The organism is Rhodococcus sp. IEGM 1318, from assembly GCF_033142465.1.
GTDB classification, from domain to species: domain Bacteria; phylum Actinomycetota; class Actinomycetes; order Mycobacteriales; family Mycobacteriaceae; genus Rhodococcus_F; species Rhodococcus_F qingshengii_B.
On sequence record NZ_JAWLSC010000001.1, the window covers coordinates 690,699 to 712,685 of the forward strand.

Sequence of the window (21,987 nt, forward strand, 5' to 3'; positions counted from 1 at the left end):
ATGACCATCAAAGTGAGTCCAGAGGTTTGGCTCGAAGAGCGCAGTGATGCACCAACTTCCAGCTATATCTACTCCTGTGGTAATGACCGTGGCATCGACATCCTTGACGGCATGAAGTTCACCTGGGGGCGCTCGGACTACCTGGTACATCCAGATCCGGGCACTCTCCAGTTCACCTTCAAAGATCCGACGACCTACTTCGTGAAGCGCATGCGCGACCGTGAGATCATCGGCAAGATCATTACCATCAACACCAAGAATGACGGCGGCTTCGCTGAGTGGTTCATGTTCCGTGGCCGCATCTCGGCTATCACGATCGAACCGGGGCCGAAGCATCCGAAGACCGGCGTACCGAGGTTCTATCTGGTTCACCTGACAGCCACCGACAAGCTGGGCGATCTCGGCAACATCAAGATTCCAGCGGGCACCAGCGTCCTCGCGGAAACCGCACTGAACAGAGCCATCTACCTCAAGAGTGTTGCTCTGTCGGTGTCAACGATTTCGGACTTCTTCTTCAATGCGGGCACGGTCACCTGGCCGATGGGGCAGGAAAATGTAGGCGGTCGTACGGTCCTCGACTTGGTTCGCCAGTTCTATGGCTCTTTTGGGGACACGATGTCTTATGTCGCCTCCGAGAACAACGTCCGCAACATGCGTCGTAAGCGTAGGGACACGGTCTATCTCTTCCAGAAGGGTCCGACCGGTGGCAGAGAAGATCACATCCTGGTTCCTGCGGCTCAGGGATACACACAGGCAGCAGAGAACTCACCCGACGTTGCTGTGGCCTACAAGGGAATGCCTTTGTCTGGCGGCGTCGTAACCGGTGACACGGACATCTTGACGATCAACCCCAACGCCGACATCAACCGCGTGGAAGTGACCTACCCGGACTCCACGATCTCCTACGCGGACGCTACTTACGGCCTGTCCAACGGCGATCCCGATGCCTACGGTCGACGGCTCATCACTAACGACTCGATGATCTGCCAGACCGCGTACATTACCGGCCAGACTGCACCGTACATCTTGGACCGGGCAACCCAGGAAGGTGCAGATCCTCAACACTCACAGATCATGTACGACACCAAGGCCACAGGGTATGGCTTCGATTCCATTAGGGGCGCAAGGCTTCTGGTCGAGGCTTCCGAACGCATGACTCAGTTCTTCCTGTACGGCTCACCCTGGACCGTCATGAACGAGACCATTCCTCCGAGCTTCGGTCTCATTGGCGGCACCATGATCTTCACGAGCGAGGGCGGCACCAGTCCACGTTGGAAGTTCTACCTCACCCTGCAGACGACCGGACTGGATGCCACTGTGGGCGGTTCGATCGCCTGGTCCTCGATGGACACCAAGGTCAAGTGGGGCGATTACGACGCTCCTGGTTCCCCTCACGGTGCCAACGATTACTACGTCGATACCCCGATGACTTGGGCCGACGTTCGTTTCCTCAACTCCGGGTCACTGCAGGCATATCCGACCTCATACCCGTAACACTCACGAAGGGGCCAAAGACAATGGCTGGCGTAACATCTCACTACTCTCTTCCGTATCCGACTTCCGGCGATCCGATATACCTCGGTGCCGCTCAGATGCAAGCAGCAATGGACGGTGTCGACGCCGCTCTCTGGGCTGCAGGCATACCCATTGTGGCCCAACAGGAACCGCCTTCGGCCAGCCTTCTGGTTGCATCGGGTGGTGTCAGCATCGCGACGGCGACCATCACGCCGATTACCTGGGCCTCTGCCGACTACGATCTTTGGCCCACTGGTGCATCGGCAGCCTTTGCATCGGGTCGCTGGAACTGTCGGGTCGCTGGCGTCCATCAGATCGAGGTCTCTTGGCCCTGGCTGACATCCGGCACCGGCAACCGCTCGATGTACCTCTACAAGAACGGCACCGCGACCGGCAATATCGTGGATGTCGACGGCGGACGTGTGGCTAACGGTCTCGACATCACCAACCGCATTTCATGCCAGATCAAGCTAGTAGCCGGTGACTGGCTCACGGTCGGTGTCTACCAGAACTCTGGCGGCACCCAGCTCGCCGGTCAGAACTCCTATGGTGGTATGCGCGGGCGCTTCTCGGCAACCTGGCTCCGTCAACCCTGATCGAACGATGCACCCCTGCTTGGTCTTACGGCTGAGTGGGGGTGCTTTTTGCGTTGGATCGAATATCGGTCACCTGCACCGAACTCTCTTCAAATCTCTTGCCTGCTCCGGTCTTCAATATGCGTACGTCGACAGTCGCCCGGATGAACCTACGACGTTGGTCTATGTTCGCGCTCTCCCAAACCTCTTCAGGCTCACGGTAAAGCAGCTCCAGCATGGGGTCACTATTCACTGCAGTCTCGGCAGCTTTGGCATTGGCTTCAGCGATCTGCTTGTTGATGGACCCTGATATCTTGAGATACTCGGACTTCGAGATCTCGCCCGTTGCTGCAGATTCCGAGAACTCATCGAGCCTGCCCTGTAGCAGCTGAGCCTTGGCAATCCACTCTGCCGACTCGTTACCTGTGGACCGGCCTTCTCCGTCATCCTCACGGAATAGGAACACATTGACTCTCTGCTGGTTGATGATTCGTATCATCTTGTCGATCACCACCGGATCAACGTCGGAGACCATCCGCGACACATGTCCACCGTTTCTGCACACGTACGTAGGTTTCTTGTGATTCATCCCTACGTAGCACGGCCCTCCGCAGACGCCGCAGACAGCGATGCCCGACACCAGGTAGCGCGGCTCTGTCCCTCGGTACGACGTACGCCGACCTGGATCACCGAGAACAGTCACCAACCTCTTGTGCTCGTCCATCGTGAGGATGGGTTCCCAGTTTCCCGGTAGCGTCTCGCCCTTGTACGTCCGTAGTCCTGCCAGAGTGGGGGACCGCAGCATCTTAGAGATCGTTGCCGAATACCACTTCATGCCAGCGCGGGGGTTCACGTCCTTCAAGATGGCCCGCAGTGACTCGCCCTGCAGCACGCGCTCAGCCATCTCACGAATCCAGCCAGCCGCTTCGGGGTCAATCTCACGGGCGGTAATCAGCCCACTCTGTGGATCTCGGACCGCTCGGTATCCGTAGGCGATCTTCCCGTGAGGTTTGCCCTCGGCAGCATTGGCTTCGAGCGCTCGCAGCACACGGTCGCGGATCTCATCGGCCTCCCGTTCAGCCAGCAGCGCATCAAGCCCTGTGGTGAACCGGTCCGCGCCGACGTTGAGATCATGGGTGCGACCTTTGTAGTTCCACAGGACGCCCAACGCCGCGCACAGGTCGCGCAGCTCCGCATAGGCCGTGAGGTCTCGCTGTGCCCTCGAAGCCTCCCAGGTGACCAGCACGTCGCCAGGGCGCAGCACTTCGGCTAGTCGGCGGTATGCGGGCCGATCCTTGCCGGACCAGCGAGACGCGCCTATGTCGTTGTCCTGGAGAACCTCACCGACCGGCCAGCCCTCGCGCTCGCAGACGGCGCGGCACTCGGTTTCCTGCTCGGCAACGGATCGCCCGGTACCGGCTGAGTCCTTCGAGACGCGGGTGTAGATGATTGCCCTGGTAGGGGCCTGTTTCTTGTCCATGCCCTGGGACTCTAGACCTGACCCCTGTTAACGTAAATGACCGGCGAAATGCTGCTCTCCGCCCTGTCGAATCTGACGATGCCCACCCCGGCGCCGGACGGAACGCCCGATGCCCGGTCCGCGGCGAAGCGGACAGCGGACGGGTTCACCGAACTGATCCGCCGCTATCTCGACTGCGCCAAAACCGGTACGGATGGTGGGCAGCGTCCGCACGTGAACGTGCACATCAACGCTCGCGACCTGGCTGAGCACCGGGACTGCGCCGCCGCGCCTTCTGACGTGGACGACGAAGACTCACCCGATCTGAACCTGCCGGATCTCGACGTCGGGCACATGCCATGGCTTGGACCACTGTCGGTCTCGCAGACGAGGTTGTTGGGGTGTGATTGTTTCCTCTCGACCGTGTTGCTGGACGATCATGGCGCACCGCTCGATGCGAAACCCGGAAAACGGTTGGTCACCGCCGAACAACGAGTCGCGTTGATCGCCCGAGACAAAGGCTGCGCGTTCCCGGGCTGTTCGTGTGTTTCGGCGTGGACGGACGCGCACCACATCAGGCACTGGGCTAACGGCGGGCCTACGGTGATGAACAACCTTGTCCTGCTGTGCCGCTCGCACCACCGGCTGATGCACCGCAAGACCGGGTTCGTCGGAAAATGGGTGATCCGAATCGGCGTCGACAACAAACCGTGGTTCATCCCGCCACCCTCGATCGACCCCGGGCAGCACCCGCGTCCGGCGAACACCACCTTCAAAACCTGAAGGCGCAAACCTCTTCGGAGACAACAGAAACGACCAGCTTTGCATCGGCATGGACCCGATGCGGGGCTGGTCGTCGTGCTTGGAGAAAACGCGTCAGAAGATGCTCTGAGTGCGCCAGAGATCCGAGACGGAAACCCCAACGCGCTCGAGAAGTGTTCGCACCAAAGGTAATCCGATGCCGATGACACTCGAGGGATCACCCTCGATCCTCTCCACGAACCAGCCCCCGAGACTGTCGAGGGTGAATGCTCCGGCAACTTGGAGCGGCTCGCCCGTTGCCAGATATGCCTCGAGATCCTCGGTGGAAGGTTGCGCAAAATGAACGACCGTTGCGCTGTGATCCGAGGCCATGCGAACGATGCGGCCGTCGGCCACGCGCAGGACACAGTGCCCGGTCAAGAGGGTGGCGCTGCGACCGGCCATTGCCGCCCATCGCTTTCGGGCGATATCGACGCTGCCCGGCTTACCTTGAAGCTGCCCGTCGATCAGGAGCATCGAATCGCACCCTACAACCACGACGTCGGTTAGATTGTCGGCGGCGAGGCCGGGGACGATTTCGGCGGCCTTGGCTTCGGCCAACACCGTCACGACTTTTTCGGGAGCGGCGTCGGGGCCGAGGTTGTCGGCAATCTTGTCCTCGTCGACACCGGAGACACGGACAAGCGGCGAAACCCCGGCGGCCCGCAGAATGGCGAGGCGAGCCGGGGACGCTGAAGCTAGAACCAGTTGAGTCACGTCAGCAGATACTGATTGTCAGCTGCGACGGATCGCGGGGTTCAGGTACGCGTACGGCGAGAACGGCGCACGCGTGCGGTGGAACTGAGTCGGGTCGCCCCAGGTCTCCGCCGGAACGTTGGACTCGGGAGCCTGACCGCTGCCGGCAGCTGCAGCGAGCACACTGACCAGTGCCGCAATCTCGACGTCCGTGGGTGAACCCTTGACGATCTTGATGACCGACGCGTCGGATGTCGACGTCTCGGTCAGCTCGGTGAGCGAGACGTCCGTCGCGCTTCCCTCTACGACTGCACCGTTGGTCGGTGCAGTCTCCGCCAGTGCGACATCTTCGCTGAGAATGTCCTCGGTGGTTGCGGTCATAGGGGAATGTTCCCATGCTTCTTGGGCGGAAGGGAAACGGCCTTGCGCTCGAGCAGTCGCAATGCGGAGACGATTTGTCCGCGGGTGTGCGACGGGGGAATGACTGCGTCGACGTATCCGCGCTCAGCGGCGACGTACGGGTTGACGAGTGTGTCCTCGTACTCGTTTTGCAGCTTGAGGCGCAGTGCATCGACGTCTTCGCCGTTCTTGGCGGCTTCGAGAAGCTGCTTGCGGTAGACGAATCCGACTGCCCCGGATGCACCCATGACGGCGATCTGAGCGGTGGGCCATGCCAGGTTGACGTCGGCGCCCATGTGCTTGGAGCCCATGACGTCGTACGCTCCGCCGTAAGCCTTGCGGGTGATGACCGTGATCTTGCCGACCGTTGCTTCGCCGTACGCGTAGAGGAGCTTCGCGCCGCGGCGGATGATGCCGTTGTATTCCTGCTCGGTTCCAGGGAGGAAGCCGGGAACGTCGACGAGGGTGATGATCGGGACGTTGAACGCGTCGCAGGTGCGCACGAAGCGAGCGGCCTTCTCGGAAGCGTCGATGTCGAGGCAGCCCGCGAACTGGGTGGGCTGGTTGGCGACGATGCCGACCGAGCGTCCGTCGACGCGCCCGAAACCGACGATGATGTTCATCGCGCGCTCGGCCTGGACCTCGAGGAACTCGTCGTCGTCGAGGATGCGACGGATGACCTCGTGCATGTCGTACGGCTGGTTGGCCGAATCCGGGATGAGGGTGTCGAGTTCGATGTCCTCGGCGGTCAGGCTGTCTTCGATCGAACCGACGATCGGGTCGGTGATCTCGCCGCGGGGAGCGGCTGCCTGGTTGTTGGACGGCAGGTAGCTGAGTAGGTCCTTGACGTAGTCGAGTGCGTCCTGCTCGCCGGAAGCGACGTAGTGGGCGACACCGGACTTGACCATGTGGGTGCGAGCACCGCCGAGGTCTTCCATCGTGACGTCTTCACCGGTGACCGTCTTGATGACGTCGGGGCCGGTGACGAACATCTGGGAGGTCTCGTCGACCATGACGACGAAGTCGGTCAGCGCGGGGGAGTAGACGTGGCCGCCGGCGGCGGGTCCCATGATCAGTGAGATCTGGGGGATGACACCCGAGGCCTGGACGTTGCGGTGGAAGATCTCGCCGTAGAGGCCGAGCGAGACGACGCCTTCCTGGATGCGCGCGCCTGCACCTTCGTTGATGCCGACGAGGGGGCGACCGGTGCGGATCGCGAGGTCCATGACCTTGACGATCTTCTCACCGTAGATTTCGCCGAGCGATCCGCCGAAGACGGTGGCGTCCTGTGAGAAGACACAGACGTCGCGGCCGTCGATGGTGCCGTAACCGGTGACGACGCCGTCGCCGACCGGGCGGTTGTCAGCGAGACCGAAGTTCACACTTCGGTGCCGTGCCAGTGCGTCGAGTTCGACGAAGGAGCCCTCGTCGAGGAGGGCGGTGATGCGCTCGCGGGCGGTCAGCTTGCCTTTGGCGTGCACCTTGTCGATGGCGGCTTCGCCGCTCGGTGCCTGCGCCTGGGCTTGGCGATTCCGCAGGTCCGCGAGCTTTCCCGCGGTCGTGTGGATATCGGGTGCGGCCGCCGCCTCCGGCGCGTTCGGCTCTTGGACAGTGGTCATGGACGTGAGCTTAACGAGAGTGCGTGGGGGGCTTCGAAGGCAGGTCCGATTGTCGCTGTCTTGCAGGCTCAAGCTACTGACCAGTACATTCTCGCTGTCGTCATAGGCTGGGACTATGTGGACCGACTTGAACCGACCGCCCCTCGACGGCAATGCCCTACGACGCGCACTCGTGCGCAGTGACAACGACGACTCGCGCGTTTTCTGGAACCGCCTCGACGTTGTCGAGGAGACCGGCTCGACGAACGCGGATCTCCTTGCGCGAGCGGCAGATCCGGATGCCGACCGTCATGTTCTGATCGCCGAATATCAGGCGAGTGCGCGCGGCCGTCATTCGCGCACTTGGGTGAGTCCTCCGCAAGCGCAGATCTCGATGTCGGTTCTGTTGTCGATGCCCGGAATGAATCTCGCAGACATGGGCTGGCTGCCGCTGCTGTCGGGAATCGCGGTCGTCGACGCACTGCGCAACGTGGCAGAGGTGCCCGCAGAACTCAAGTGGCCGAACGACGTTCTGATCGGTGACAAGAAGGTGGCCGGAATTCTGGCCGAGGTGGCAAGGACGGCGCCCGATCCCGCGGTGGTGGTGGGCATCGGACTGAACGTGAGCTTGGGTGTCGAGGAGCTGCCCGTCCCGACCGCCACATCGCTCCTGATCGAAGAAGCATCGACCGTCGACCGTGACACCCTCGTTCGAGCAATCGCCCGCGAGTTGGCGACTCAATTCCGTGCTTGGGAATCGTCGAAATGGGATACATCTGTGTTGGCTGCCGAGTACCGGCAGCGCTGCGGGACGCTGGGTAAACGAGTCCGCGCGGTTTTGCCGGGCGACAAGGAGGTGTTCGGTATCGCGACCGACGTCGACACTTCCGGTCGCGTCGTCATCGAAATCGAGGGAGCAGAAGGAGAGAGCTTTGCGGTCGCAGCTGGTGACATCACACACCTTCGGACCGCCCCGGTAACCGAATCGTGAGCCTTGCCGGATTTTCTGGCACCAAAGTGCTAATTTTTGGCCCGGACCTGTTTCGAACCAACCGTCCGTCCTTCATTTCACTCGACTGCGGGATTTACTTAGCTGCCTAGGGGCGTCATGACCACACCGATCGTTGTTCCGACCGAAGCCGAGACGGCCGAGAGCGCCCGCCGCGTACTCACCGGCGTCACGGTGCTGCTCGGTGTCCTCACATTGGGCCTGGGTATCGCGGTACTCGCGTGGCCGGATGCCACCCTGTTCGTGGTGGCGGTTGTCATTGCGATTCAGCTGTTCGGATTCGGACTCGTCCAGATAATCCGTTCGTTCGCGGACGTGACGGCTACGGGTGGAACCCGGACGTTGGTCGCGATCTCCGGCGCGTTGGCAGTGCTCCTAGGATTCCTCGTTCTCCGAAGCCCTTTGCAGACCGTGGTCCTGATCGCATTGGTGATCGGCGCGTGGTGGGTATTCCGAGGGGTGCTCGACCTGGTCGATGCGGCATCCGGCCACACGGTCGATCGAGGTCTGTCGATCGTGCTCGGAGTCATCAGCATCGTTGCCGGCGCAATCGTCCTGTTGCAGCCGGAACTTTCACTCGACGTCTTCCGCATCGTGGTCGGTGTGTGGATGGTGCTGTACGGCATCATCATCGTCGTGACCCCGTTGGTGCTGCGAAAGATCGCCCAGCCCTGAGAGTTGGCCTGATTGACGTTGTGCCTGAAAGTCGGTGCGGGATGGCAGACTTCCCGTCATGGGATATCCCGAAGACGCCCTCGCTCAAGACGAGGAACTGATACTGCATCGCCATCCTCACTGGAAGATGTTGGTGCTTCCGGCGCTGACGTTCGTGCTTGCCACGGCCGTCGCCGGGTTCTTGTTGGGCCTCGCTCAGACGAGATTGGACGGTACGGCTCGGGCCGTGTCGTCCATCGCCGTCGGAATCGTCTGGCTCGCCGTCGTGGCTTGGCGATCGATTGCGCCGTTCACTGTCTGGAAGTTCACGCATTTCATCGTCACCGATCGACGTGTGCTCATCCGCCACGGAGTGCTCACGCACACCGGTATCGACATTCCCATGGGGCGGATCAGCAATGTTCAGTTCCGCCACGGCTTGATCGATCGAATGCTCAAGACCGGAACTCTGGTCATCGCTTCTGCCAGTGACGATCCGCTCGAGTTCGACGACATTCCGGATGTCGAGCACGTTCACGCCCTGCTGTATCACCAGGTTTTCGATTCCACGCAGCAGCCACCACCGCCTCCGCCACAGCGGCCGCCAGGTGAAAACGACGACCCGAACGATCGAAATGGCTGGTAATCAACGTGCAAAGGCGTGTTGTCCGTAGTCTGTTCGTGTGACTGCCGTATTGCTAGCCGAAGACGACGAGGCCATTGCTGCACCCCTCTCCCGCGCATTGGGGCGTGAAGGGTATTCGGTGACGGTCGAACCGACCGGACCCGCTGCGTTGCAGCAGGCGCTCGAAGGTGATTTCGATCTGTTGATTCTCGATCTCGGCCTTCCCGGCATGGACGGCCTCGAGGTCTGTCGACAGATTCGTGCGCATCGCACCTCGCTTGCCGTTCTGATGCTGACCGCCAGAACCGACGAAGTCGACTTTGTGGTCGGCCTGGACGCGGGCGCCGACGACTACGTCAGTAAGCCGTTTCGCCTCGCCGAGTTGATGGCACGTGTGCGAGCACTCTTGCGTCGCCACGGTGGCCGCGAGGACACGATCGTCGAGGTCGGTGGCATCAGGCTCGAGCCGGCGGCGCGTCGCGTACTCGTCAACGGCTCCGAAATCGCCTTGGCCAACAAGGAATACGAACTTCTCCGAGTCCTCCTCGAGCATGCCGGGGAAGTAGTCTCGCGCGATACGATCCTTCGCGAGGTGTGGGGCGACGTCGAGCTACGTGGATCGAAGACGCTCGACATGCACATGTCGTGGTTGCGCCGAAAGATCGGTGACGAAGGCCCGGCCGTGGAACGCAGAATCGCCACCGTCCGCGGTGTCGGATTCCGAATCAACACCGACTAGCTTCTCGAGAATCAGGAACTGCCGGCATGCGACGTCGCATATTGCAGTCGATTCTCGCTGTCGTGATCATGACGGCGTTGCTGCTGGGGGTTCCGCTGATCTACACGGCGTGGCTCTGGGTCGAGGACGTCACGCGGAGTGATCTCCGGGTGCGACTCGACCGGATGGCCGCCGAGGTCATTGCGCAAGAAGGGACGAACGGACTCGTCGAAGGTGCGTTGAACACCGATTCGCTCAAGGTCCTCACTCCCAACGACGGGCGGCTCGTCGTCGTGTATCCGACCGCCGTCGACGGCGCTGCGCGTGTCGACGTCGGCGAGGCGACGGTCAAGAACGCACTCGTCGAATCGCTCGCGATGGGCACCTCCGGATCGTTGCGCCTCGAGGTGCCGTCGGAGAACCTGCGCACCCAGCAGAAGCAGGCGGTGATGGCGGTCGGCGTACTCGTGCTTCTGTCCATCACAGCAGGCACCGTGGTCGCCGTGGTCACTGCGCGGCGGCTTGCCGATCCGCTGCAGGACGTGGCCGACCGGGCGGCGCGCCTCGCCGAAGGCGACTTCCGTCCAGATCCTCGTCGGCACGACATCCCCGAACTCGACCGCGTTTCCGACGTCCTCGACGCGGCAACCGTGGAGATCTCCGTGCGGCTGCAACGAGAACGCGCGCTGGTTGCGGACGTCTCGCATCAACTGCGCAGTCGACTGACCGCGGTGCGGCTGCGCCTGGACGAGTTGTCCGTTCACGAAGATCCTGACGTCGTCAACGAGGCAGAGGAAGCCATGGCGCAAGTCGACAGGCTCACCGACGGAATCGACGACCTGATTCGCTCGTCGCGTACCAGCGGGTCGTCGGCAAGTTTGGTGTCGGTAGTCGGCGAGCTGGAACAGGTGACCCGCGACTGGCAAGCTCAGTTCGACGGAGAGGGGCGCAGGCTCCGTCTGCGAGGCGATCGCACAGTGATGGCCGCGACCACCGGATCGCGTCTGCGTGAAGCTGTTTCCGTTCTGGTCGACAACTCGTTCGAACACGGTGAAGGCACATGCACGGTGTCTGTCCGATTGATCGACGGTGCCGGGCGCAGTTCGTCTCGTCGTGACTCGATGGTGTGCGTCGAGGTCACCGACGAAGGCGACGGCGTGGAAAACGATCTTGCACCGCATATCTTCGACAGAGGATTCTCGGGGGCCGGGTCCACCGGCGTCGGGTTGGCGCTCGCACGCGCTCTGATCGAAGCCGACGGGGGGCGATTGGAACTGCAGCGGCGTAAGCCTGCCTTGTTCGCGGTCTTCCTGCCCGTGGCCAACACTGCTCCGCCCGCGGACGTCGTTCCGCACCGCGAACCGCGCTGACCGAAAGGCTCGCGCTGACGGAAGACTCAGGAGTGTCCGAGTTCCTCTTCGGCGTCCGGAATTACCGGGTCGGGCGCGGTGGTTTCCGATAGCGCCGTGGTTTCCGACAGCGCCGTGGTTTCGGATAGCGCCGTGGTGTCCGACAGTTCGAGCGGTTCTGGATTCTCGTCGGGAAACACGAACTTGCGGAAGGCCCAGAATCGGAACGCCATCTGCAGCAAGTTTCCGATGACGTACGCACTGATGAAGTCGGCAATGTTCTCCGTCGCCAAGCTCACTTCGGGTACGCGCAGGTTGAAGACGTAACTGGAGATGTACAGCGGGATGAAGCTGATAACGACACCGATGGCGCTGATGATGAAGAACAGCGCAGCTTCGTGCGCTGGTTCACGGCCGCCGCGGTTCTTGAACGACCACTCGCGGTTGAGAATGTACGACGCGATCACCGCGACGACGCCGGCGATGATCTTGGCCGTGATCGGCTTGGATTCGAGGATCGACAGCTTGAGTGTGTAGAAGATGCCGGAGTCGATCAGGAAGGTCGTGCCGCCGACGATCGCGAATTTGATCAGCTCGCTGTGACGCAGAGCGATGTCACGAAACGGTTGGGGTATGCGGGCAATGACCCCGTCGACAAATGGCACAACAGATGAGTTTACGAAACGAAACCGTGCTACCACCAATTTGCCGCGGAATCATCAGCAGAATCACAGATTGGGAACGCTGAATGAACGGGCGATCGCGACACATGACAACATAGAGAGCCGTGACCGGCAACAACGATCCCGTGCAATCGCCCGCCCGCCCTACTCCGCCGCGGCCGGCGAAAGAGTCCATGCCCGTCGTCACCATGATCGGTGGCGGACAATTGGCCAGGATGACGCACCAGGCGGCGGTGGCCCTGGGTCAGACGCTCCGAGTGCTCTCCGGGACCGCGGACGAACCGGCAGCTCAGGTCAGCCCCGACGTCGTACTGGGCAGCCACACCGACCTCGATGCTCTCCGCCGTGCAGCGGTCGGTTCCAACGCATTGACGTTCGACCACGAGCACGTGCCGGCCGAGCACCTCGAGGTTCTTGTTGCCGAAGGCGTGAACGTTCAGCCGCCGCCGCAGGCTCTGATCTTCGCTCAGGACAAACTGCTCATGCGTCGAAAACTTGCCGAACTGGGCGCACCCGTACCCGCGTACGCCGAAGTGACGTGGGCGGAAGACGTCGTTCGATTCGGCTCCGAACACGGTTGGCCGCTTGTCATCAAGGCAACACGCGGAGGCTACGACGGCCGCGGCGTCTGGATCACCGATCATCAGGACGAAGCAGAAGCCATCGTCACCGAGCAGCTGGACAAGGGTGTTCCGCTGATCGTCGAGGAAATGGTCTCGATGCGTCGGGAGCTGTCCGCCATGGTGGCGCGGTCGCCGTTCGGACAGGGCGCTACGTGGCCGGTCGTCGAAACGGTTCAGCGCAACGGACAATGCGCCGTCGTGATCGCACCTGCCCCCGAGCTTTCGACTGCCGTTGCCGAGGAAGCCGAACAATTGGCGTTGCGCATCGCGTCGGAGCTCGGTGTCGTCGGCTCGATGGCCGTCGAACTGTTCGAGACGACCGACGGCACTCTCGTGGTCAACGAGCTGGCCATGCGCCCGCACAACTCCGGTCACTGGACGATGGACGGCGCCCGCACCTCTCAGTTCGAACAGCACCTGCGCGCGGTTCTCGACTACCCGCTCGGCGATACGTCGCCGATCGCGCCGGTCACCGTGATGGCCAACGTTCTCGGTGCACCGGAAGCTCCCGAGATGACGATGGACGAGCGTGTCCATCACCTGTTCGCTCGGATGCCTGACGCGAAGATCCACCTGTACGGCAAGGGTGAGCGCAAGGATCGCAAGATAGGGCACGTCAACATCGTGGGCGGCGCTGGATCCATCGACGATCCGAATTACGTTGCCGCAGTTCGGGAACGCGCCGAGCGTGCAGCACATTGGCTTTCGTACGCAGTTTGGACCGACGGATGGGATGTACACGGTGAGTGAGAGCGCGCAGGTCGGCCTGATCATGGGCAGCGATTCGGATTGGCCGACCATGGAAGCTGCAGCCGAAGCTCTTGCGGAGTTCGGTATCCGCTTCGAGGTCGGTGTCGTCTCGGCGCACCGCACGCCTCAGCGGATGCTCGACTACGCCAAGGAAGCCGCCGGCCGCGGACTCAAGGTCATCATCGCCGGTGCCGGAGGCGCCGCGCATCTTCCGGGCATGGTTGCCTCGGCCACGCCGTTGCCCGTCATCGGTGTTCCGGTGCCGCTCAAGTACCTCGACGGTATGGATTCGTTGCTTTCGATCGTCCAGATGCCGGCCGGCGTCCCGGTGGCGACAGTGTCGATCGGTGGCGCTCGCAACGCCGGTCTGCTGGCTGTTCGGATTCTCGGTGCTTCGGATCCCGCACTGCAGCAGCGGATGGTGGCGTTCCAGGAGAGCCTCGAGTCGATGGTCCTCGACAAGGACAAGGCGCTCCGCGAAAAGCTGCTGGGTTGATCTTCTCATGTGTGCACGGCGCGGGCTGCCGCTGATCCGAGCGAGTCGGGGTAGCAGGCAGTCCGCGTTCGTCACTCGCGTCGCCCTGCTGTACGCCGGGATTCTCGGCGCGGACATCAGCTTCGACGACGAGTCCGGAATCTTTGTCGCCTCCGGATTGCGCGGCGGGTTCGCCAGAGGCGGAACAACTCTCGGTGGTGTATATCTCACCCGGCAAAACACGACTCGATCCGTCCTTCGTCACGAGGCCGTTCACGCAGACCAATGGGCCACGTACGGAATCGCATTCGGGTTGTTGTACCTCCGCGAGGAACTGCGTCACAGGGGGCCGCAGAACCGATTCGAAATCGAGGCCGGACTCGAAGACGGCGGTTACCGCACCTGAGTTGAAAGTTGCCGAAGCTGAGTAAAAGCTACTGTTGGCGGCATGGCTCGTTTTCCGACTAGTGAGCGCTTCGTCCGTTGGAGCGCGGATCATGCTCGCGGTGTGGACATTTGCATTGCGACGGTTGCCGCACTGTTCAGCGTTGTCGTTGCGGTCGAGGCGAGTCCGCTTGCGGTGTTCATCTCGCTGGGCATGACCGTTCCGCTGGCGTGGCGACGCTCACGGCCGGAACTCTCCGGCATGGTCATCGCGGCGTTCGCGGTTCTGCACGTGATCGTCATCGGCCATACCCTGCTCGCGTCCGCCGTCGTGGTTCCCATCTCCCTGTACGCACTTGCTGCCTACGGCGCACGGTGGAGTTCTCTCACGGGCCTGGTGCTTGCGTTGCTCGGCTCGATTGCCGGGACCGTTCGATACTTCGGCTACAACGGAATCCCCGTGTCTTCGCAGGTCATGCAGTCCGTGGCCGTCATGATCTTCATGCTCGCCGTCTGGGCGTTCGGTGATCTGCGCCGAGTGCGCACCAAACAGTTGGAAGGGCTGACCGAGCGCGCTCGGCTGCTCGAACTCGAGCGCGCGCAGGAAGCGGAAATTGCGACGATCAGCGAACGGTCGAGGATTGCGCGCGAGATGCACGACATCGTCGCCCACTCGTTGACCGTTGTCATCGCCCAGGCCGACGGCGGACGCTACAGTGCGGCCAAGGATCCTCAGGCTGCAATTCAGGCACTCGAAACCATTGCCTCCACCGGGCGCCAGGCGTTGACCGACATGCGATCGCTTCTGTCCGTCCTGCGTGAGGACACACCACGCGATTTCTCGGTGATCCCGGGCGCCGGCGACATCGACAGTCTCTTCCACGAGTTGCGCAGCAGCGGACTCGATATCACCGTCAGCGTCAGCGGGGAACCGCGTGAACTCTCCGCCGGCGCGGGGTTGACGGCGTACCGCATCGTTCAGGAATCGCTGACGAACGTTCTCAAGCATGCCGGGCCGGGGGCGCAGGCGAGCGTCGAGATGACGTGGAGTGACACCGAACTCGTTCTCGGCATCACCGACGACGGACGAGGTGGCAGCGCCGTGCTGGTCGAATCGTCACCAGGCGGACAAGGATTGATCGGGATGGCCGAGCGCGCCAAACTGCACGGAGGCAAAGTCACCGCCGGACCGAAATCAGGCGGCGGATACAGCGTCCGGGCCGTCCTGCCATACGAACGAACGTCTGGGTAAACATGAAACGTCTGCGTAGGTCTTAAGGTGGGTGGCATGGACGAACACGTGGCTCCGATCGCAGTTGCACTGATCGACGATCAACAGCTGGTCCGCGCCGGTTTCCGAATGGTCATCGACTCGCAGCCGGATCTGTCTGTGGTGGTCGAGGCATCGGACGGTCAGCAGGCGTTGACCGAGTTGGCCGCCCGTCATGTCGACGTTGTCCTGATGGATGTCCAGATGCCCAAGATGGACGGCATCGAGGCGACACGTCGGCTGCTGACCGACCCGAATGCGCCGAAGGTCGTGGTGCTCACCACCTTCGACAACGACGAGTACGTGATGTCCGCCATCAGGGCGGGCGCCAGCGGATTCCTGCTCAAGGACGTCCCACCTGAGCAGTTGCTCGACGCCATCCGCACTGTGCACCGCGGGGACGCGGTGATCGAGGCCAGGGCCACTCGGCGACTGCTACAGCACGTCGGACCGCTCCTGGAAGGCTCGGCGCCCGAAGCGCAGTTGCCTGATGAGTTGACACCGCGCGAGGTCGAGGTGCTCGAGGCCATGGCGTACGGGCTGTCGAATTCGGAGATCGCCGCGAAATTCCACGTCTCCGAGACGACAGTGAAAACCCATGTCGGACGGGTTCTTTCGAAGACCCATTCACGTGATCGCGTGCAGGCAGTCGTCTTCGCTTTCCAGATCGGGCTTGTCCGGCGCGCAGACCTCCTCGGTACCGAGGGCTGACGAGCAGCTCTGTTCAGTCCTACCCCGGGATGACACCGGGCTTTCCAAGATCGCCCCGCGCTCCGACGCGGAGACCACTTGCGCTGCAATAACGTCGATTCCGTCATAGCGAGAAGCTTTACGGAGGGCAAAAGAATGCATGCGCACACCACGACGGAACCAGCCGAAGTGCCGGCGATCACTGCCCGCGGTGTCACCAAGGTGTACGGCACCGGTGAGACTACGGTGCACGCGCTCGGCGGAGTCGACGTGGACTTCGGGCGCGAGCGGTTCACCGCGATCATGGGTCCGTCCGGCTCCGGAAAGTCGACGCTCATGCACTGCCTCGCCGGACTCGACACGGTCTCGGGTGGGCAGGTTTTCCTGGGCGACACCGAGGTCACAAAACTCGGCGACACGGAACTCACCGAACTGCGACGCGAGCGAATCGGGTTCGTCTTCCAGGCGTTCAACCTGCTGCCGGTGCTCACTGCTCGGGAGAACATGCTGCTGCCGATGAAGTTGGCGGGCAGTGAACCCTCCCCCGAGTGGATGGACGAGGTGATCGGCAAGCTGGGCCTGTCGCAGCGCCTCGATCACCTTCCGCACGAACTGTCGGGCGGTCAGCAGCAACGCGTAGCCGTCGCCCGCGCACTACTGCCGCAGCCCGACGTGATCTTTGCCGACGAGCCCACCGGCAACCTGGATTCACGTTCCGGGACAGAGGTTCTGGGGCTCTTGCGGACCAGTGTCCGGGAGACCGGTCAGACCGTCGTCATGGTGACGCACGATCCGGTGGCGGCGTCGTACGCGGACCGCGTCGTGTTGATCGCAGACGGGCGCATCGCCGGCGAGATCGACGCTCCCACCGTCGACTCGGTGATCGGTGCCATGCGAGCACTCGGTGCCGACGACCTGGCCGATGTTCCCGCAGCTTCGGGCGCACTGCGATGAGGGGTCTGGCTTTTGCCCAGGCGCGGGCGCATGCCGGGCGCTATGTGGCGTCGATACTTGCCGTGGTGATCGCGGTCGGATACATCGTCGCGACTTTGACATTGAGCTCGACGGTTGACGCGAGTGTGAGCAAATCACTTGCGTCACAATATGAAACCACGGACGTTGTCGCCTCCGGTCCAGGCGTGACGGAAGCCCTGCTGAGCGCAGTGCCGGGTGTCTCGGCGGTGGCCGACGACGTGTCGACGTATGTTCGTGTCGATTCCGAGGCAAACGGTGCGTCCTACGGGGATGCGCTCTCGATCGCCGACAACCCCGAATTGCGTTGGGAGAAGCTGTCGGAGGGTTCGCTTCCTGTCGGTCTCGGTCAGGTGTTGGTGAGTGCGGACTCCGGTATACCGGTGGGTGCTCGAATTACTGTCACGGCACGGGATTCGGCGGTGGGCGCCGCTGCACCCACTGCACAGGTTGTCGGACTGGTCGATCTCTCCGGTTCGGCGCAGCGCCTGGGCGGGATGAAAGTGTTCACCACTGCCGAGCAAGTGAGTGCGTGGGCCGGGGAGAGCGCCACACGTGAATTCCGCGTCGCCGGTGACGGCTCTCGCTCGCAGCAGCAGCTCGTGGATTCGGTTGAGAGCGCTTTGCCTGCGGACTCCACTGTGCTGACCGGAGAAGAAGCTACCGACAACGCGGCAGCGGAGTACATGGGCGGCACCAAGATCCTCAGCACGGTACTGCTCGCCTTCGGCGCCATCGCCGTTGTTGTTGCCGCGCTGGTGATCGCCAATACGTTTGCCGTGCTCCTCGCGGCGCGCACTCAGGAACTCGCGTTGCTCCGATGCGTCGGCGCCACGGCCAAGCAGGTTCGCCGGAGCATTCGCAGCGAAGCCGCGGCGGTCGGTGTGATCGCCTCGGTGATCGGTGTCGGGCTCGGTATCGGACTCGCCTGGGCGATCGGTCGCGTGGCCACGGCTGTGGATGTACCGGTTCCACTTTCGTCACTCAGCGTCACCCCGGTGACCGTGCTGGTCGGCCTTGCAGTCGGCATCGTGATGACGATGCTCGCTGCATCTGCGCCCGGTCGCGCGGCAACGAGGCTGTCCCCGTTGGCAGCACTGCAGCCGATGGAGTCCAAGCCCGAGAGCGTTCAGGTATCGGTGGTGCGCCGGGTTCTCGGCATAGTGATCCTGCTCGCGGGCATCGCGATGACCGTCTTGGGAGTGACGAATCAGCAGGTGCTGGCGGCAACCGCCGGTGGACTGTTCTCGTTCCTGGGGATTGCAGCCCTGTCCGGTCGAATTGTGCCTGCACTGATCAATGCTGCCGGTGGAGTGCTGGCGAGGGTGATCGGTCCCGTGGGCAGCCTGGCAGCAGGCAACGCCGGTCGGAATCCACGCCGGACCTCGGCAACAGCCACGGCGCTGTTGATCGGAGTCGCCTTGACGAGCACGCTCGTCGTGGGAATCGCGACGGTCAAGGAAGCTGCACCCGCGGCGATGGACAGCCAATTCCCCGTCGACGTGATGGTGAGCAGTTCCGGTTCGGCGCCCCTTCCTGCCGGTTTGGGGACCGACATCGCCGCCGTCAACGGGGTCGGCGCAGTGAGCGGTCTGGAAAAGTCCGAGCTGACGATCGACGGGCGTGGCTCGTTGGCCGGATTCGGTGTCGACGCCGCTCAGGTGAAAGATGTTCTGCGTACCGAGATCTCGGTACCTGCTGCCGGTCAACTGGTGCTCTCTCCGGCCGATCTGAGCGGATACAACCTCTCGGCGGGCGATACGGCAACGGTGCGCGGGGATCGCGGCGCCGTGAACGTCAGCGTGATCGAAGGGGTGAAAGGTCAACCAGCACTGCTGGATCGAGGAGATCTCGGTGCAGCGGCCTCCGCACCGACCACCGATTCGTACTGGGTCAGGTTGGGGACGGATTCTGACGAACAGGCTTTGGCCACCACCGACCGCATCACCGAACTCGCGCGCCAGGAAGCTCCGGGCAGCGATGTTCAGGGGATGACCGAAATGCGTTCGGCCCTCGATTCGATCCTCGACACCATGCTCATGGTAGTTGCCGGGTTGCTGTCGGTGGCGGTGTTGATCGCCTTGATCGGCGTTGGAAACACCATGGCGCTGTCCGTTCTCGAACGGCGCCGCGAATCCGGACTGCTTCGCGCACTCGGACTGACCAAGAAGGGAATTCGAGCCATGTTGATCTGGGAAGCACTGCTGGTGGCAGGCGTTGCATCGGTGATCGGAGTGCTGTTCGGGATGGTGTTCGGTGTAGCCGGTACCGCTTCGGTGTTCGGGATCGAGGACGTCGCCCTCAGCGCAGTCCCGTGGGTGCAGTTGGTGGCCATCGTGTTGATCGGCGGAATCTGCGGGGTGATCGCCTCACTGCTCCCCGCTCGGCGGGCGGGATTGGTCTCACCGGTGACAGCTCTCGCGAGTTGACACTCAGAACTGCTTCGTGACCTTTTCGGTGCCCACTCGGCGCGCGGTAGCTTCCGCGTCCGGGTGGGCCACCTGCACGAGTGAGGCGCCTGCAGCGAGAACTGCCAGAAGTCCATCGATCAAGTCGCCGGCCGTCCCCCACGTGCGGCTCGAGAGGACACGATCTGTCGATGCCAGTCCGGAGTTCTTCGCCGATTCTCGTGCCGCGTCGATCGTGTCCGCAACGGACCGGCCTTCCAGTGCCGAACCGGCTCCGGCGCTACGGAACTGGTCGCCGTGTACTCGAATGGAGGTCGCGTAGTCGGCAACACCGAGCGGAAGATCGCTCAGGCCCTTGCCGAACGCGTCGAGTGAGAGTGCAGCGACTTCGGGTACGTCCGAAACATCTTCCAGACGGTCGGCAGTGACAAAAGCGAGTTCGGCGTCAGCGTCGGGGGAGAGGACCACCTCGCCGCCTGCCCACCACACACCCAACAGCACAGCGACGCTCTGCCAGTGCGCGGGAAGCAGCACGGCAACTTTGCCGCCGGGCTCGAGAGCGAACTCGTCCCGAACCATGTTCGCTGTCTTTGCCGCCCAGTTGGCCAGCGTGCTCGCAGACAATTCGATGCGCTCGCCGGTGGCGTCGTCGTAGTAGGTCACGCGAGGGCCGGCTGGGTCGGCAGTCAAGATCGGTCCGAGGAGGGCGTCGGTCAGGTTGTCTACAGGCGAAGGCACGTAATCAGCTTACGCAGCCGTTCAGTTCACACAGTCTTTCAGTTGACACAGCGGGGGCCGTTGGAGGCTGCATCGATCGGGGGACCGGGAGGGGCAGGGGTGGGACTGGTCTCGGTGGTGCCCGCCGATTCAGTCGTGGTTGCTGCGCCTTCGGACGGAGATACCGCGTCCGCGGACTGCGGTCCGTTGTAGTCCTCGGCAATGACAACCCGAACCTTGCCCGAGGACAATGACGAATCCGCCTTGACCGTCAGACCGCCGAGTGCCTCGGCCACAGCGAGGGCAGCGCCGTCGTCCGCAGACTTTGCGAATACCGTCGATTCGGAGACGTCGGCGCCGGTGTTGTTGCCGACCTGACCCTGCTTGTACCCGAGGGCACTCAACGCCTCGGAAACCCCGCTGGCCAACCCTGCGATGTCGCTGGCGTTCGCGACGTCGACGGTGATCGAGGACGCATTCACGGTGGTTGGTGCCTCGGAGGTCGCCTCCGAATCCTCGCTGTCGGCGCCCACCAATCCTGCGATGTACTTCTTGACGGCCTTGGGATCGACCTTGACGATGGACTCGCCGTAGTCGGTCATGCCGTTGATGTCGAGGACGGGAATCGTCTCGAACTGCACCTTGCCGCCGGCCAGATTCTGCAATTGCTTGGCGAATTCGATGATGTCCCAGTCGTCGTCGATCACGACGGAACGCTGAACGGCTGAGGTCAACTGACTGAGCTTGCCGGGGTCACTGAGGGTTTTTGCGCTGAGCACCTTGCTGACCAGGGACGCCATGAACACCTGCTGGCGCACGATCCGGTCGAGGTCGCCGCGGGGGAGGTCGTGTCGTTGACGGACGAAGCTCAGCGCGTCGGCGCCGTCGAGTGTCTGTTTCCCGGCTGCGAAGTTGGCTCCGGACATCGGTTCGTCGACCGGGGCGTTGAGGCAGACGTCGACTCCGCCCACTGCGTTGGTCAGCAGGACGAATCCGAGCAGACCGACTTCGGCGTAGTGATCGACGGTGATACCGGTCAGATTGGCCACGGCTCCGATGAGCGCGGTCCGGCCGGCTTCCGTCGACTTCTTGTCAGCGTCGCTGTCGGACGACCCGTTGTTGACCAACTTCAGTCGTTCGGTTTCCTTGGTGGCACCGAATGCGGCGTTGATCTTCGACATACCGATACCGGGGACGTTGACATACGCATCGCGGGGAATCGAGATTGCGGTTGCGGAACTTCCGTCGTTGGGGACGCGGATCAAGATGATGGTGTCGGTGTTGGACGCAACTTCCTCACCAGCGCGCAACGAGTCGAGTTCGCTTTGTGAGAGCGGGTTGCCGTGTGCGTCGGTGCGACTGTCGGTTCCCACCATCAGGATGTCGATGGCTCCGTCCTTGCCGCCACCGAGGCCGAGGCCGCTGGCAGTGGCAAGGCTGCTCCTCAACGAGTCCACACCTCGCCATGCGAACCCGGTGACCAGCAGTACGAGCACGGAGAGTACCGCGACCGCTATCCGAGCCGGGCTCGTCTTGGTCCGAATCGGCGCAGGTCGTGGACGCGCGCGGCGCTGCGGTTGCTGGTGGGACACTCCTTCAGGTTACTGGTCCGATGCT

21 protein-coding genes and 1 pseudogene are annotated in these 21,987 nt (G+C 62.7%); 15 read left to right on the top strand and 7 right to left on the bottom strand.

Annotation, left to right across the window (positions count from 1 at the left end; genetic code table 11):
• Both R4P65_RS03235 and R4P65_RS03240 read left to right on the top strand, forming a co-directional pair.
• Positions 1-1,494 (top strand): hypothetical protein, encoded by a 1,494-nt coding sequence (locus R4P65_RS03235; protein ID WP_317825420.1) that lies wholly within the window; start codon positions 1-3, stop codon positions 1,492-1,494.
• Between the two features lie 23 nt (positions 1,495-1,517).
• Positions 1,518-2,111, top strand: a complete 594-nt coding sequence (locus tag R4P65_RS03240) for a hypothetical protein (RefSeq protein ID WP_317825421.1) — start codon at positions 1,518-1,520, stop codon at positions 2,109-2,111.
• Between the two features lie 25 nt (positions 2,112-2,136).
• Here R4P65_RS03240 and R4P65_RS03245 read toward each other — a convergent pair whose 3' ends face one another.
• Positions 2,137-3,570: a recombinase family protein gene (locus tag R4P65_RS03245; RefSeq protein WP_317825422.1), complete on the bottom strand. Its 1,434-nt coding sequence runs from the start codon at positions 3,568-3,570 to the stop codon at positions 2,137-2,139.
• Between the two features lie 36 nt (positions 3,571-3,606).
• Here R4P65_RS03245 and R4P65_RS03250 point away from each other — a divergent pair.
• Positions 3,607-4,332: pseudogene (locus R4P65_RS03250) on the top strand (DUF222 domain-containing protein); the annotation flags it as partial.
• A gap of 93 nt (positions 4,333-4,425) precedes the next feature.
• Here R4P65_RS03250 and R4P65_RS03255 read toward each other — a convergent pair.
• From R4P65_RS03255 to R4P65_RS03265, 3 genes are read right to left on the bottom strand one after another with little or no spacing between them, the layout of a single operon-like run.
• Complete coding sequence (locus tag R4P65_RS03255) at positions 4,426-5,067, bottom strand: nucleoside triphosphate pyrophosphatase (RefSeq protein WP_317825423.1); 642 nt, start codon at positions 5,065-5,067, stop codon at positions 4,426-4,428.
• Positions 5,068-5,085: 18 nt separating this feature from the next.
• The gene (locus tag R4P65_RS03260) at positions 5,086-5,427 is read right to left on the bottom strand and encodes an acyl-CoA carboxylase subunit epsilon (RefSeq protein ID WP_230812517.1); all 342 of its coding nucleotides are present in this window, start codon (positions 5,425-5,427) and stop codon (positions 5,086-5,088) included.
• Positions 5,424-7,064 (bottom strand): acyl-CoA carboxylase subunit beta, encoded by a 1,641-nt coding sequence (locus tag R4P65_RS03265; protein WP_003940853.1) that lies wholly within the window; start codon positions 7,062-7,064, stop codon positions 5,424-5,426. The genes R4P65_RS03260 and R4P65_RS03265 overlap by 4 nt, the downstream gene beginning before the upstream one ends.
• Positions 7,065-7,179: 115 nt before the next feature.
• On the opposite strand from R4P65_RS03265, the gene R4P65_RS03270 reads away from it, so the two are divergent.
• From R4P65_RS03270 to R4P65_RS03290, 5 genes are all read left to right on the top strand, one after another.
• Positions 7,180-8,034, top strand: a complete 855-nt coding sequence (locus tag R4P65_RS03270) for a biotin--[acetyl-CoA-carboxylase] ligase (protein WP_317825424.1) — start codon at positions 7,180-7,182, stop codon at positions 8,032-8,034.
• Between the two features lie 117 nt (positions 8,035-8,151).
• Positions 8,152-8,727 carry an HdeD family acid-resistance protein gene (locus R4P65_RS03275; protein WP_230812521.1) on the top strand — a complete coding sequence of 192 codons (576 nt, stop codon included), beginning with the start codon at positions 8,152-8,154 and terminating at the stop codon, positions 8,725-8,727.
• Positions 8,728-8,785: 58 nt separating this feature from the next.
• Positions 8,786-9,352 carry a PH domain-containing protein gene (locus R4P65_RS03280; protein WP_317825425.1) on the top strand — a complete coding sequence of 189 codons (567 nt, stop codon included), beginning with the start codon at positions 8,786-8,788 and terminating at the stop codon, positions 9,350-9,352.
• Between the two features lie 37 nt (positions 9,353-9,389).
• Entirely contained in the window at positions 9,390-10,070 is a 681-nt protein-coding gene (locus R4P65_RS03285) for a response regulator transcription factor (RefSeq protein ID WP_003940916.1), read from the top strand.
• Positions 10,071-10,096: 26 nt separating this feature from the next.
• Positions 10,097-11,419: a HAMP domain-containing sensor histidine kinase gene (locus R4P65_RS03290; protein ID WP_317825426.1), complete on the top strand. Its 1,323-nt coding sequence runs from the start codon at positions 10,097-10,099 to the stop codon at positions 11,417-11,419.
• A 26-nt stretch (positions 11,420-11,445) separates the two neighbouring features.
• On the opposite strand, the gene R4P65_RS03295 is transcribed toward R4P65_RS03290, so the two are convergent.
• Positions 11,446-12,063 carry a GtrA family protein gene (locus tag R4P65_RS03295; RefSeq protein WP_317825427.1) on the bottom strand — a complete coding sequence of 206 codons (618 nt, stop codon included), beginning with the start codon at positions 12,061-12,063 and terminating at the stop codon, positions 11,446-11,448.
• 122 nt (positions 12,064-12,185) lie between these two features.
• Here R4P65_RS03295 and R4P65_RS03300 point away from each other — a divergent pair, with 122 nt between their 5' ends.
• From R4P65_RS03300 to R4P65_RS03330, 7 genes are all read left to right on the top strand, one after another.
• Positions 12,186-13,454 (top strand): 5-(carboxyamino)imidazole ribonucleotide synthase, encoded by a 1,269-nt coding sequence (locus R4P65_RS03300; protein ID WP_317825428.1) that lies wholly within the window; start codon positions 12,186-12,188, stop codon positions 13,452-13,454.
• Positions 13,438-13,950: a 5-(carboxyamino)imidazole ribonucleotide mutase gene (gene purE, locus R4P65_RS03305; RefSeq protein ID WP_317825429.1), complete on the top strand. Its 513-nt coding sequence runs from the start codon at positions 13,438-13,440 to the stop codon at positions 13,948-13,950. Before R4P65_RS03300 ends, purE begins: the two co-directional genes overlap by 17 nt.
• A 7-nt stretch (positions 13,951-13,957) precedes the next feature.
• Complete coding sequence (locus R4P65_RS03310; RefSeq protein WP_230812540.1) at positions 13,958-14,335, top strand: hypothetical protein; 378 nt, start codon at positions 13,958-13,960, stop codon at positions 14,333-14,335.
• 42 nt (positions 14,336-14,377) lie between these two features.
• Entirely contained in the window at positions 14,378-15,565 is a 1,188-nt protein-coding gene (locus tag R4P65_RS03315; protein WP_317825430.1) for a sensor histidine kinase, read from the top strand.
• 36 nt (positions 15,566-15,601) lie between these two features.
• Entirely contained in the window at positions 15,602-16,294 is a 693-nt protein-coding gene (locus R4P65_RS03320; protein ID WP_230812545.1) for a response regulator, read from the top strand.
• A gap of 135 nt (positions 16,295-16,429) precedes the next feature.
• A complete protein-coding gene (locus R4P65_RS03325) occupies positions 16,430-17,227 on the top strand; it encodes an ABC transporter ATP-binding protein (protein WP_230812548.1) in 798 nt (265 codons plus the stop codon).
• Positions 17,224-19,674, top strand: coding sequence for an ABC transporter permease (locus tag R4P65_RS03330; protein ID WP_317825431.1), 2,451 nt, complete (start codon positions 17,224-17,226; stop codon positions 19,672-19,674). Before R4P65_RS03325 ends, R4P65_RS03330 begins: the two co-directional genes overlap by 4 nt.
• A 3-nt stretch (positions 19,675-19,677) precedes the next feature.
• Here the strand turns inward: R4P65_RS03330 and R4P65_RS03335 are convergent, their stop codons facing one another.
• Both R4P65_RS03335 and R4P65_RS03340 read right to left on the bottom strand, forming a co-directional pair.
• On the bottom strand, positions 19,678-20,391 hold the full coding sequence (locus R4P65_RS03335) for a TIGR03089 family protein (RefSeq protein WP_230812551.1): 714 nt from the start codon (positions 20,389-20,391) through the stop codon (positions 19,678-19,680).
• A 38-nt stretch (positions 20,392-20,429) separates the two neighbouring features.
• Positions 20,430-21,914 (bottom strand): LCP family protein, encoded by a 1,485-nt coding sequence (locus tag R4P65_RS03340; protein WP_317825548.1) that lies wholly within the window; start codon positions 21,912-21,914, stop codon positions 20,430-20,432.
• Between the last annotated feature and the right edge of the window lie 73 nt (positions 21,915-21,987).